Origin of the sequence: Anaerotignum neopropionicum (assembly GCF_001571775.1) — a bacterium.
GTDB lineage: Bacteria > Bacillota > Clostridia > Lachnospirales > Anaerotignaceae > Chakrabartyella > Chakrabartyella neopropionicum.
The window spans coordinates 75138-87596 of record NZ_LRVM01000003.1 but is presented as its reverse complement, the minus strand read 5'-3'; the positions used below and the strand labels follow the sequence as shown (position 1 = coordinate 87596).

At 39.4% G+C, this 12459-nt stretch carries 11 protein-coding genes and 2 other annotated features; of the genes, 6 read left to right on the top strand and 5 right to left on the bottom strand.

Annotation, left to right across the window (positions count from 1 at the left end):
* Positions 1-9 precede the first annotated feature (9 nt).
* Positions 10-243, bottom strand: coding sequence for a FeoA family protein (locus CLNEO_RS06085; protein WP_066085982.1), 234 nt, complete (start codon positions 241-243; stop codon positions 10-12).
* Positions 244-354: 111 nt separating this feature from the next.
* On the opposite strand from CLNEO_RS06085, the gene CLNEO_RS06080 reads away from it, so the two are divergent.
* The 3 genes from CLNEO_RS06080 to metA all read left to right on the top strand — a co-directional run bounded on the left by CLNEO_RS06080 (position 355) and on the right by metA (position 4139).
* Complete coding sequence (locus tag CLNEO_RS06080) at positions 355-795, top strand: metal-dependent transcriptional regulator (protein ID WP_083531875.1); 441 nt, start codon at positions 355-357, stop codon at positions 793-795.
* A 425-nt stretch (positions 796-1220) separates the two neighbouring features.
* Positions 1221-1459: a binding site (T-box leader), on the top strand.
* 57 nt (positions 1460-1516) lie between these two features.
* On the top strand, positions 1517-2800 hold the full coding sequence (locus CLNEO_RS06075) for an O-acetylhomoserine aminocarboxypropyltransferase/cysteine synthase family protein (protein ID WP_066086618.1): 1284 nt from the start codon (positions 1517-1519) through the stop codon (positions 2798-2800).
* Positions 2801-3218: 418 nt separating this feature from the next.
* Positions 3219-4139 carry a homoserine O-acetyltransferase MetA gene (gene metA, locus CLNEO_RS06070; RefSeq protein ID WP_066085979.1) on the top strand — a complete coding sequence of 307 codons (921 nt, stop codon included), beginning with the start codon at positions 3219-3221 and terminating at the stop codon, positions 4137-4139.
* 421 nt (positions 4140-4560) lie between these two features.
* Here the strand turns inward: metA and CLNEO_RS06065 are convergent, their stop codons facing one another.
* The 4 genes from CLNEO_RS06065 to CLNEO_RS06050 form a co-directional block, all read right to left on the bottom strand.
* Positions 4561-5883 (bottom strand): replication-associated recombination protein A, encoded by a 1323-nt coding sequence (locus CLNEO_RS06065; RefSeq protein ID WP_066085976.1) that lies wholly within the window; start codon positions 5881-5883, stop codon positions 4561-4563.
* A 12-nt stretch (positions 5884-5895) separates the two neighbouring features.
* On the bottom strand, positions 5896-6930 hold the full coding sequence (gene queA / locus CLNEO_RS06060; RefSeq protein WP_066085973.1) for a tRNA preQ1(34) S-adenosylmethionine ribosyltransferase-isomerase QueA: 1035 nt from the start codon (positions 6928-6930) through the stop codon (positions 5896-5898).
* 195 nt (positions 6931-7125) lie between these two features.
* The gene (locus tag CLNEO_RS06055) at positions 7126-7395 is read right to left on the bottom strand and encodes a hypothetical protein (RefSeq protein WP_066085970.1); all 270 of its coding nucleotides are present in this window, start codon (positions 7393-7395) and stop codon (positions 7126-7128) included.
* Positions 7396-7397: 2 nt separating this feature from the next.
* Positions 7398-9017 carry a SpoIID/LytB domain-containing protein gene (locus CLNEO_RS06050; protein ID WP_066085968.1) on the bottom strand — a complete coding sequence of 540 codons (1620 nt, stop codon included), beginning with the start codon at positions 9015-9017 and terminating at the stop codon, positions 7398-7400.
* A 252-nt stretch (positions 9018-9269) separates the two neighbouring features.
* Between CLNEO_RS06050 and CLNEO_RS06045 the strand changes: the two genes are divergently transcribed.
* From CLNEO_RS06045 to pheS, 3 genes are all read left to right on the top strand, one after another.
* Positions 9270-9581 carry a PadR family transcriptional regulator gene (locus CLNEO_RS06045; protein ID WP_066085965.1) on the top strand — a complete coding sequence of 104 codons (312 nt, stop codon included), beginning with the start codon at positions 9270-9272 and terminating at the stop codon, positions 9579-9581.
* Positions 9578-10777 (top strand): DUF2812 domain-containing protein, encoded by a 1200-nt coding sequence (locus CLNEO_RS06040; RefSeq protein WP_066085963.1) that lies wholly within the window; start codon positions 9578-9580, stop codon positions 10775-10777. The genes CLNEO_RS06045 and CLNEO_RS06040 overlap by 4 nt, the downstream gene beginning before the upstream one ends.
* A 390-nt stretch (positions 10778-11167) precedes the next feature.
* Positions 11168-11385 (top strand) — a binding site (T-box leader).
* A gap of 51 nt (positions 11386-11436) precedes the next feature.
* Complete coding sequence (gene pheS, locus CLNEO_RS06030) at positions 11437-12456, top strand: phenylalanine--tRNA ligase subunit alpha (RefSeq protein ID WP_066085957.1); 1020 nt, start codon at positions 11437-11439, stop codon at positions 12454-12456.
* Positions 12457-12459: the final 3 nt, after the last annotated feature.

Here is a 12459-nt window from a genome sequence, read left to right as displayed (position 1 = left end):
AATTATTTTTTACTTGCGCGTTACAAGTATATTTTCACAATCCTCAGAACGAATTGCGATAACTGCTCCACGAATTAAAAATGCAGTTGGATCACCGGCGGGGCTTCTGCCAAGACATTCAATAACGGTATTCTCAATCAGTCCTATATCAAGCAGGCGCCGCCGCATACTTCCTGAGGAGAGTAATGCATTTACAACGGCCTGTTCGCCTGGATTTATATCATTAAGAGAATTCATATTCATAGTAATTCCACCTTCCGAATAAATTTAGATTAAGGAAACTTTCTATCAATATAGTATTCTTTGATCAAAAAAAAGTGTATGTCAAACAGTTATTTATTAGGGAGAATTGTTATGAGCCTATCAGATGAGTTTTATACGTTAAAAGGTTATCAAATGAATGAAGTCGTTGAAATTACAACTGCTATGGAAGATTATTTAGAAATGATTTATCGATTGTTTAAGAAAAACAGTAAGACCAGGGTGAACGATTTGTCAAGAATGCTTAATGTAAAACCGTCCTCTGTTACAAAAATGGTGCAGCAGCTAAATGAGTTGGGTTATGTAAGTTCGGAAAAGTACGGGCAGATAGAGCTTACGGAGCAGGGAAGGGCTTTGGGGGAATATCTATTATACCGACATGAGGTTATACATAATTTCCTATGTCTTTTAAATCAATCAAATAACGAATTAGAACAAGTTGAAAAGATAGAACATTTTTTAAACAGAAAAACTGTGGAAAATCTAAATAGGCTTACGTTAATACTGGAAGAAGAAGTAAGCAAAAAAGGTTGAATTTTTGAGTAAAGTCCCTAGAGTTGGGTAGTGTATATTTTAAAAACTTCCATAAAATTTAAGTAAAAAATAAAATGTATCGCTATTACGCTTTATTTTGGATTAATTGCTGCACGTTGAAAATGAATTTAAAATACTCTTTAATTTAAAAATTTTTAACAATAGCTTTATTTATAAGATAAAACGCCTACAGAATCAATTTATATTTATTTTTCGAATCCATTTGAGAGTTTTTATGGATTTAAGTATAATTCTATAGTTTAATCCATTTTAATTAATATTATCTTTAGTTAAAATAATTAAAACTCCAGAATTTTTAGTGCCGTATTTTTATTAATTGATCTTTTTTTACAATATTTTTTATATATGCTAAAAAGTTTTTATTGACAAACAAAAATTTAATGCTATAATAAAAAAAATCAAATAAAAAAGCTATGACGAAGAGGGCTGAGCTGTTAAGTTCACAGAGAGTCGGGGTTGGTGAGAACCGATAATAAAACTGCTTAATGTCTATGGCTTCTGAGCTGAAGGTTCGAAAACATGTAAATGTCAGTAGGCTCCTTCCGTGATTGCTGCGTAAAGGCATAGGGCTTGTTTGAGCCTGAGAGGTGGCATTATTATTAATGCAATTTGAGTGGTACCGCGGGATTATCCCGTCTCAAAGTTTATCTTTGAGACGGGTTTTTTTATTTCAATGAAAAATTTAAGGAGGTTATACATGATGAGTCATTACAAAATGGAAACAAAATGCGTACAGGGAGGGTATACACCACAAAACGGTGAACCCAGACAAATTCCCATTATTCAAAGCACTACCTTCAAATATGATACCAGTCAAGAAATGGGAAAGCTGTTTGACCTTGAAGCAAGCGGATATTTTTATTCAAGATTGCAAAATCCCACCTGTGATTATGTTGCAGCAAAAATATGTGAAATGGAAGGTGGAACTGCCGCTATGCTGACTTCATCCGGTCAGGCAGCCAATTTCTTTTCTATCTTTAACATTGCAGCCTGTGGAGATCATGTTGTTTCTTGCGCAACCATTTATGGTGGTACATTCAATTTGTTCTCCGTTACCATGAAAAAAATGGGTATTGATTTTACTTTTGTTTCGCCTGATTGTACCGATGAAGAATTAGAAGCTGCTTTTCAACCTAATACTAAAGCGGTATTTGGTGAAACGATTGCAAACCCAGCACTAACAGTGCTTGATATTGAGCGTTTTGCAAATATTGCTCATGCCCATGGCGTGCCGCTTATTATTGACAATACCTTTGCAACCCCTGTAAATTGCCGTCCTTTTGAATGGGGCGCTGATATTGTAACCCATTCCACAACGAAATATCTTGATGGACATGGCTCGGCAGTAGGCGGTTGTATCGTAGATTCAGGTAAGTTTGATTGGAAAGCGAATGCAGAAAAATATCCAGGGCTTTGCACACCTGACGACAGCTACCATGGCATTACTTACGCAGAAAAATTTGGGCTGGAAGGGGCTTTTATTACAAAAGCAACAGCGCAGCTCATGAGAGATTTTGGTTCGTGCCAATCGCCTCAATCGGCTTTTCTTTTAAATCTGGGGCTGGAAAGTATCCATGTGAGAATTGCTCGCCATTGTGAAAATGCCCTTGCAGTTGCCAGATTTTTAAAAGAAAGCGACAAAATTTCTTGGGTTACTTTTCCGGGGTTAGAGGGAGATAAATATTATGAAACAGCGAAAAAGTATATGCCAAATGGTACTTGCGGCGTAGTAAGCTTTGGCGTAAAAGGTGGAAGAGCAGCGGCTGAAAAATTTATGAGCGGCTTAAAGCTTGCCGCAATTGCAACCCATGTTGCGGATGCAAGAACCTGCTGCTTGCACCCCGCAAATGCTACACACAGACAAATGAACGAGGATGAGTTGGTTGCATGCGGCATATCTGGAGATCTGGTTCGGTTTTCCTGCGGTCTTGAAAACGCACAAGATTTAATTGATGATATTGCACAGGCTTTAGATACAATCTAACCAATCAAGAAAAGTTTCTTGCATTTCGTAGGATAAAGATTCCTGCGAAATGCAACTTCTGAATAATCAAAATTAATTGCGGATTATTCAGACTGTAGAACCTTGGACGTTGCCCACCTACTGCTCAAGATAGGGCAGACAGCAGAGCCGACTTTTGTGTAGCAAAAAGTGATGACCAAAACCCACTTGCTTTTTGTAAAAAGCAAGTCTAAAACTTTTTATAATCCCACATACTATGCACATTTAGGCGGGTCAAAGAAACCGTGGCAAAGAAGCGCCAACTGTCCGGAGGACAGTTTTGCGGAGCAAAGTGCTGGCTCCATACCCTTGTAGCTGTTTGAGGGCAAGGCCCATAAGAAATCAACTTTGTCTTTATTCAGAACTATTTTATTTATTTTTAAGAAAGCGGTGATAGAAAATGCCAATCAAAATACCTAATGAACTGCCGGCAGTAAAGGTATTAACCGACGAAAATATTTTTGTTATGACTGAGCTTCGCGCTATAACTCAAGACATTCGTCCGTTAAAGATATTATTGCTGAATCTAATGCCCACAAAAATTGATACAGAAACGCAAATTTCCAGACTTTTAGGCAATACGCCCTTACAAATTGAACTGGAGCTGATTCATATTAAATCTCATACCGCAAAGAACACCTCCAGCGAGCATTTACTGGCTTTTTATAAAACCTTTGAGGATGTGAAAAACGAAAAATTTGATGGGTTTATTATTACGGGGGCACCTGTAGAAAAAATGGAATTTGAAGAGGTTGATTATTGGGAAGAATTAAAGGAAATTATGGAGTGGAGCAAAACCAATGTGCACAGCACATTTCATATATGTTGGGGGGCACAAGCCGGGCTGTATTATCATTACGGGATTCCCAAATATCAAATGGATGGAAAGCTTTTTGGTGTATTTGTTCATGAAATTAAGCGGGAAAAATCAATGCTCTTTAGAGGGGCGGATGATGTTTTTTTCGCACCGCATTCCAGGTACACTACCGTAAGTGAAGAGGATATCTTAAAGGTAAACAAATTGGAAATCTTGGCATCATCCAAAGAAGCAGGGGTTTATGCCGTTTCCTCTTTGGACGGAAAGCAAATTTTTATCATGGGGCATTCGGAATATGACCCACAAACACTAAATAACGAGTATATTCGTGATAAAAATGCAGGCTTGGATACTGCAATTCCCGCTAATTATTTTCCCAACGATGACGATACACAAAATCCACTTGTTCGTTGGCGCGCCCATGGTAATTTGCTGTATTCCAATTGGTTGAATTACTACGTCTATCAAACAACACCCTATGACATTACAAAAATCAGTCGTTAATTGTTTGCAACATGTTATAGATAAATAAAATACAAGAGAGTATTTTTAAAAAAAAGCTCTCTTAATAAAGGGAAGATAGAGGAAAGACAAACCTTGGCGATGTCCTTTCACTACCCAAGATAGGGCAGACGGCGAAGCCGGCTTTTGTATAGCAAAAGTGATGAATACCCACTTGTTTTTTGAAAAAAGCAAAACCAAAAACTTTCCGAAACTCTCATTTTATGCGGTTTTACACTGGTTAATTGTGCAATGGCAAAAAAGTGCAATCTGTCCAAAGGGCAGATTGCACAGCAAGGTGACACCTTAATGCTCAAGATAGGGCAGACGGCGAAGCCGACTTTTGCACAGCAAAAGTAAGATGCTTACCGCCATGAATCGTAAAACCAAAAAAATACTCCATATCAAAAAAATATTAAAAGCTTTAGGTGTTGTCCTTTAGCCGTTTCATATGCTCTTTCATCCTTCGTTCGACGCCACTATCTGAAAGGTCATAATATACCTTTCCCGACAATTCATCCGGCAAGTATTGCTGCTTCACATAATGATTTGGATAGTCATGGGCGTATCGATAACCAAGACCGTTTCCCATATCCTTTGAACCGCTGTAATGGGCATCCTTTAAATGGGGCGGAACGGTACGAATTCTAATGTTTTTTACATCCTCCAAGGCTTGGTTAATCCCCAGATATGCTGCATTGCTTTTGGGTGCACAGGCTACATAGGTTACGGCTTGAGCAAGGGGTATTCGGCCTTCGGGCAAGCCGATAAAATTCACCGCCTGCATGGCTGCAACGGCAAGCTGAAGGGCGTGAGGGTCTGCATTTCCCACATCCTCCGAGGCACAAATAACCACGCGACGGGCAATAAACTTAGGATCCTCGCCTGCATAAATCATTTTTGCCAAATAATATAATGCCGCGTCGGGATCAGAGCCCCGCATACTCTTGATAAAGGCGGAAATCGTATCATAATGGTTATCGCCATTTTTATCGTAATTTAATGCTCGTTTTTGAATGCATTCCTCGGCAACAGGCAGGGTGATATGAAGTTTACCGTCTTTTCCTTTGTCGGTGGTTAAAACGGCAAGCTCCAAGGCGTTCAAACCCGTTCTTGCATCCCCGTTGGCAGTATCCGCAAGAAAGGCCAAGGCATCGGCATCGATTTCTGCTTGATATGCACCCATACCTCGTTCAACGTCCTCAATTGCCCAGCGTAACAGCTTTTCAATATCCTTTTGTTCCAAAGGCTTTAGCTGAAAGATAACGGAGCGGGAAACAAGAGCCTTATTCACTTCAAAATAGGGGTTTTCCGTAGTCGCTCCAATTAAAATTATCGTACCATCCTCCACATGAGGCAAAAGGGCATCCTGCTGGGTCTTATTAAAACGATGAATCTCGTCAATAAACAAAATGGTTTTTGTGCCATACATTCCCTGCCTGTCCTTCGCATCGGCAACCACATCCTTAATATCTTTAATGCCTGCAGTGGTGGCATTGATTTGGCGAAATTCGCTTTTTGTTGTATTGGCGATAATCTTTGCAAGGGTTGTTTTGCCTGTGCCGGGAGGGCCATAAAATATTACAGAACTGATACGATCTCCCTTTATGGCACGATACAATAGCTTATCTTTTCCAACAATGTGCTCTTGACCAACAAATTCCTCCAAGGTTTTTGGCCGCATACGTGCGGCTAGGGGAGAATCCCCGTTGCCCCTTAAGCTCCTGTTATATTCAAAAAGATCCATCTTTTCACCACCTTATGGTTTCGTCAAAAACAAGCATGCATCCCCAAAGGAGAAGAAACGATATTTTTCTTTTACTGCTTCCCCATACGCTGCCATTGTCAAATCCTTTCCTACCAAAGCAGAAACCAGCATGATTAATGTAGATTCAGGCAAATGGAAATTTGTAATCAAGCAATCAATGATTTTAAACTGATAACCAGGATAGATAAAAATCTGTGTCCATCCGCTTTTTGCCTGCACGATGCCATTTTCATCCGCAGCAGATTCCAGAGTTCGTGTACTGGTTGTTCCAACGGAAAAAATACGGCCTCCATTGCGTTTGGTTTCGTTAATAATATCCGCCTGTTCTTGCTCCACCACATAATATTCCGAATGCATTTCATGGGCAAGAACATCTTCCACCTTTACAGGGCGAAAGGTTCCTAGTCCAACATGAAGGGTAACGTGGGCAATTTTTATACCCATTGCTTTAATTTCCTCTAATAGCTCCGGTGTAAAATGCAGTCCTGCCGTTGGGGCAGCCGCAGAACCCTCATGCTTTGCGTAAACTGTCTGATAACGTTCTTTGTCCTCCAAACGATGGGTAATATAGGGGGGGAGGGGCATTTCTCCCAGCTCAGCTAGAATTGCTTCAAATACACCTTCATAGGTAAAGCGTAGGATACGATTGCCGCCTTCAATTACTTCCAAAACTTCGGCAACCAATTTACCATTGCCAAAAGAAATTTTATCACCGGGCTTTGCCTTTTTCCCAGGCCGCACCAAAACCTCCCAGGTATCCAAATCCTTTCGTGTAAGAAGAAGAATTTCCATCGCCGCACCTGTGCCAACGCGTTCGCCATATAAGCGAGCGGGCAAAACGCGGGTATTGTTGATAACCAAACAATCTCCGGCACGTAAATAATCCATGATATTCCGAAAGTATTTATGCTCCCACACGCCCGTTTCTTTGTTTACAACCAGCAACCTGGAGGATGCTCTATCGGCCAATGGTTCTTGCGCAATCAGCTCTTCGGGTAAATCAAAATAAAAATCACTTGTTTTCATGCTAAACTCCTTAATTCAATATAATTTCTGCGAATACCGTTTTTTTCGTTTTTTTCCAAAAACAACAAAATGAACAGATAAGCTCATTTACAATTGTCCATGAACTTATCTGTTTTTATAAAAAGAAATGGTATCACTTGCGTATTCAAATCAATTTGGGATAGATTCCACTGTATCTACTTCAATTTTCATTATTTAGCTATTTTCTTTTTTCCATTTTTCAATATTTGAAAAGACTTTTTGCCACAAATCAATTTTACCACAGCCCAAAAGCACTGCTTTGATATACTCTTTATCACATGGAATTTTTCTTGCAGTACCACCACAACGCAAGCCCTCGTCCAAAAATAACCAAAATTCCTCGTCTTGTGGTTCCTGATAAAGTCCTCTATCGGTAAAATAGACTTTATTTTCATTATCATCGGCAAATCCACGCTGCTGTAATAAAAACTTTCTTAAATCCATGCTCATCCCTCTATTGTAATACCTGTATAGTAGTATTTCAATATTTCATCATAAGTATATCCTAATTTTGCCATTGCTTGAGCGCCTTTTTGGCTTAAGCCAACACCATGGCCTCTGCCGACGCCTTCGATGACAAAACGACCATTTTTTACGGTACTGATGTTTACAGAATATACCTCATATTCTGAAGATTGGGTTGTGTTCACTACTGCACTGCTTCCACCAAAAACAGATATGTTTTTGCCGCTAATGGATGATAAAGCACCTTCCGTCTTTGCAATAATTCCGTTTTTTGCCGCTGCCGCAGCAAGACTGCCTGAAACTGCCGTTGATGCTTGAGTGCTGCTTGTGGTTTTCCCAAGGCTGCCGCTGTATACACCAATTTCGCCGCCTTTCCCGTTTATTGTAAACATTTTTCCGGGCAGACTTCCACAAGATGCTGCGGAAAAATAGGTTCGTATGTCCTCCTTGGTTAAAGTTTTTGAACCTGTAGAGCCTACTATTTGCATTTCCTGTATGCGTCCGCCTGTGGAAAGCTTTGTAATTACAATATCCTGGGCGCGGCCAATGTTTGCTCCCTTTGTAGAAAGCAAAGCATCTAAATCATCAAGGGTGAGGGTGACTGCCCATGTATTATCCCCATCCTCTGCAATTTCAGGAACGGCTTTTAAATAGGGCAATGCATTATACCAAACATTTTCACTGTTTTCCGTATAGCCCCCTGTAGATGCGGAAAAATACGCTTCAATAGGTTTTCCGTTATAACAAGCCACTTCTCCTGCTGTTGCATTTACCGCTTGCGTGGTTCTTGCGGCCTCACCGCTATAGCCGTTATACACTTGACAATTTGTAGTGTCGCAAAGCTGATAGCCTAAACTAATATGAGTGTTCAGCATTGTCATGGCATAGGTTCTTGCTGCAATCGCCTGAGCCTTTAATGCTTCCATTTCATAGGACTGAGGCATTTCAGCAGGCACAACGCCATACAAATAATCCTCTAGCTCCACAATATTAACTGCTGTCATTGCCAAGCCGTTTATGGCAAACGTGAGCATGCCCCTGTAGCTTTTTCCACTAATGATAAAGGTATCCTCTTTTGCCGTACCCATAAACACAGTGTTTGCATCCTTTGGAAATAATAGGGCTTCTCCGCTGGTATCCAATCGTATTCCAACAAAATCCCTTTCTCTGGAAGCGCTGTAGCGGCTGGCCTGCTCCACCTCGGAAACAGAGCTGTTGGCAACATATACCGTCCAATCGTCCTTGCCCAAGTAGGTGGCATAGGCTTTTAAGTTTAAGCGGTTCAAATTATATGCCAGATCAGAGGCGTCCTCTTGAGCCATCTCATCATCTATTGCAATATACTCTCCCGAACATAAATTGACTGTGAAGCCTGATTTTGAGGAAATGGTTCCGTCCTTGTAAAAATTCCCGTTTTTTTCCGTTCCAATGAGAAGTTCATCTCCGCCTAGTGTTATTGTGGTTTTGTTTTTGCAAATGCTTTCCAAACCAATTCGTAATACCTGTGGTACTTCAAAGGCGAAGGCTGACTGAGGCATAGCAGAAAATGTTAAGCCTAATGTCAATGCCATTGTAATCAATCTTTTCAGTTTTTTATTCATAAAAAATCCTCCTGATTTCCATCAGCAATATGTAAAATTCATTTGTTTACAAGTATACCAAAAATCGGCTGTTTTTAATAGAGCATATATCAAAAAAAATACTTTTTATTTTGCCAATATATTCATGTTATTGGTTCGGAAAATATTACGTTATATTTTGGAGTGGGAAAAAATAATCTTGACAATATCAATCATCGATACCATAATATCGATATACAATATCAATTATCGATAAAGAAAGCAGGTAATGTTTTGGCGAAAAAGGCTTTTGAAGGCTTAACGGAAAGCATGTACTATATTTTATTGGCTTTTTCCAAGGGAGAAATGTGTGGCACAGATGTCGCCCAATATATCGAAATCAAAACAAAGAGCAGGGTGAAAATCGGTCCAGGAACGCTGTATACCATTCTAGCACGGTTTGAAGAAGAAAAAATCATAGAAGAAACAGCGGTAGAAGGAAGAAAGCGAATTTATCGCATTACCGAAAGGGGAATCGGGATGTATCAAGAAGAGCTTTTGCGGTTAAAGACTTGTATTTTAGATAGTGAGGGGGATGTATTATGAGACTTATTCCAAGGCTGATTCCTGTCAGCATTTATGACATTACACAAGTTGAGACATATTTTAGTCATATGGCATCAAAAGGATGCTTTGTTATAAAAATGTGGGGCAATTTTGCTACCTTTGAAAAACGTACTCCCCAAAAAACGAAATATCGCTTAGAACCGTACGGACAAAAAGGAAAAGAACCACCAGAAGATATGCGGATTTATTATGAAGAACAAGGCTGGAAATACATTTGTAAAATGGGGTATTTTCACTTATATCAAGCAACAAGGGAAGATGCAACAGAGATTCATACAGACCCTGCTATACAAGCAGAAACTTTTGTGAATTTGAATAAGAGCTTGGATTCTTATTTCTGGCTTTCGGTATTTATGTTTTCACTTTTTGGAGGAATGATAATTTATTCAACACTTATTATTAATCCTGTCTATTTTGATGCGAAATATGGCTCTGGATTCCCCAATCAAATTATAATTTTTCTATATCTATTTTTGATTTGGCAGACTTATCAGGATCATAGAAAAATGAAAAAAATAAAGGAACAATTAGAATCAGGTGTGAAAATTGTTCACTGTGATAGGTATAAACCCACATATCGCCGATACTTTATATATGCCTTTCCGCTTGTATGCGCTTTTCTTATGTTTTATTCGGTACATTATTCGGATAAATCCTATTGGTATGCGGACTTATCAACGTATGAGGGCAATTATCCTGCCATTCCTATTACGGCTTTAGAAACAAACCTAAACTTTATTTCTCCATATGATGATGAATATGAAGGTAACTATGAAAATATTATTATATTTCATTGGTCAGCAGTGGCTCCTGAAGCGTATACTGTAGAAGAATATGGACAGATTCCAGAGGGGGTTACGGAAGATAATGCGGAAGCCGATTTTCCCTGCATAAAAACAGAATACTACCGTATGCGGTTTCAATTCCTTGCAAAAATCCTTTTTCGGGAAGTGATAAAGGATAACGTAAATCGGGATTTCTTTGAAACAGTGCAATATCATGAGTTGCATGATACCCAATTTGATCAGGCAACGCTGGTTTTGGCAGATGACACGCAAATGTTTTTTGCAAGAAAAGGCACTAAAGTAGTTTTCATAGAATATTATGGGAATGAGAACCTTGAAACGGTGGTTGATAACATTTACGATGCAGTAAATGATTTTAGCAAAATGTAATAAATGTTCAAAAAAGCAGAGGCGTAAAGGCGTAGAACTAAAAAGGAACATATAAAACAGCTAAAAGATAATTTGTGAAAAAATTTAGCTATATTCATGAATAGGGAGGGGATTTTTACGGTTTTTAGATTAATACCTGCTAATATTTATGACCGTCCTCTGAAAAAAGGTAATTTGTATTCAATATTTTGGTAATGAAGATATATCTGAATTTGCAGATGAAATATCAAGCTGTAGTGGAATTTAAATAGAAAGTTTTGATTAAGATGGTAACAAACATTCATTTCGTTACCATCTTTTTTATAAAGCAGTATTTTTATTTATTACAATACTGCTTTAAGCCTTGACTTTCTTTTATGATGTGATAAAATATTTCTGATATAGAAAGAGTTAATGGCTATGAAGGTGAAAAGTACACAGATAAAAAGCAGCAGAGAGAAAGCGCCATCGGCTGAAAGTGCTTTTTGCAAGGAATCTGTAGAAGTTCCCACTGGAGCTGGTTTTCTGAACATTCATTCAGTAAGAAAATCCGATTCATGCTCGTTACGCATAAGAGTGCCTGTGATTGCAGGAATTTGGGTGGTACCGCGGAAGTCTTCGTCCCTTTTTTGGATGAGGGCTATTTTTTTTTGCAAAAAGCAATTGAGAGGAGAAGTGTTATGAAGGAAAAGCTGAAATTAATCCATGACAAGGCGATTGCTGCCTTCCATGAAGCAACGGAAATAAAAGACATTGATGAAATGAAGGTAAAATATCTGGGAAAGAAGGGGGAATTGACTGCCATTTTGAAGGAAATGGGCAAGCTTTCCGCAGAGGAACGTCCTATCATTGGCCAGCTGGCGAATGAAGTAAGACAGGATATCGAAAGCAAGCTGGAGGAAGCGAAAAAACGTCTGGAGGCAGCTGAAATTACCCACCGTTTGGAAAAGGAAAAAATTGATGTTACCATGCCTGGCAAGCCCCAGGCAGGAGGTCATAAGCATCCTATGAGCATTGTAATTGATGAAATCAGCAATATTTTTATGGGCATGGGCTACGAAGTGGTTGAAGGCCCGGAAGTAGAACAGGAATACTATAACTTTGAAGCACTTAATATCCCTGCCAACCATCCTGCCAGAGATGAACAGGATACCTTCTACATTGGCAACGGTATTCTTTTGAGGACGCAAACCTCTCCCATTCAGGTTCGTACTATGGAAAAAGGGAAGATGCCGATTCGTATGATTTCTCCCGGTACAGTTTATCGTTCCGACGAGGTTGATGCAACCCATTCCCCCGTGTTCCATCAGCTGGAAGGGCTTGTAATTGATAAAAATATTACTATGGGCGATTTAAAAGGCGCATTGGCGGTATTTGCAAAGGAATTATTCGGCGAGGACACAAAGGTTCGCTTCCGTCCTCATCATTTCCCTTTTACAGAACCCAGTGCAGAAATGGACGTAACCTGCTTTGCTTGTGGCGGTAAAGGCTGCCGTGTATGCAAAGGGGAAGGATATATTGAGCTTTTGGGCTGTGGCATGGTGCATCCTAAAGTATTAAAAATGAGCGGTATTGACCCCGACGAATACAGTGGCTTTGCTTTTGGTATGGGACTTGAGCGTGTTGCCATGCAGCGCTATGGAATTACGGATATGCGTTTGCTGTTTGAAAATGATGTGAAATTCTTGAAGCAGTTTTAAGAT

What these genes read in the sequence shown, in the direction of transcription:
- CLNEO_RS06065 (WP_066085976.1), bottom strand. Translation starts at nt 5,883, where the DNA reads ATGGATCTTTTTGAATATAACAGGAGCTTAAGGGGCAACGGGGATTCT.
- CLNEO_RS06050 (WP_066085968.1), bottom strand. Translation starts at nt 9,017, where the DNA reads ATGAATAAAAAACTGAAAAGATTGATTACAATGGCATTGACATTAGGC.
- CLNEO_RS06085 (WP_066085982.1), bottom strand. Translation starts at nt 243, where the DNA reads ATGAATATGAATTCTCTTAATGATATAAATCCAGGCGAACAGGCCGTT.
- CLNEO_RS06075 (WP_066086618.1), top strand. Translation starts at nt 1,517, where the DNA reads ATGAGTCATTACAAAATGGAAACAAAATGCGTACAGGGAGGGTATACA.
- CLNEO_RS06055 (WP_066085970.1), bottom strand. Translation starts at nt 7,395, where the DNA reads ATGGATTTAAGAAAGTTTTTATTACAGCAGCGTGGATTTGCCGATGAT.
- metA (WP_066085979.1), top strand. Translation starts at nt 3,219, where the DNA reads ATGCCAATCAAAATACCTAATGAACTGCCGGCAGTAAAGGTATTAACC.
- queA (WP_066085973.1), bottom strand. Translation starts at nt 6,930, where the DNA reads ATGAAAACAAGTGATTTTTATTTTGATTTACCCGAAGAGCTGATTGCG.
- CLNEO_RS06080 (WP_083531875.1), top strand. Translation starts at nt 355, where the DNA reads ATGAGCCTATCAGATGAGTTTTATACGTTAAAAGGTTATCAAATGAAT.
- CLNEO_RS06040 (WP_066085963.1), top strand. Translation starts at nt 9,578, where the DNA reads ATGAGACTTATTCCAAGGCTGATTCCTGTCAGCATTTATGACATTACA.
- pheS (WP_066085957.1), top strand. Translation starts at nt 11,437, where the DNA reads ATGAAGGAAAAGCTGAAATTAATCCATGACAAGGCGATTGCTGCCTTC.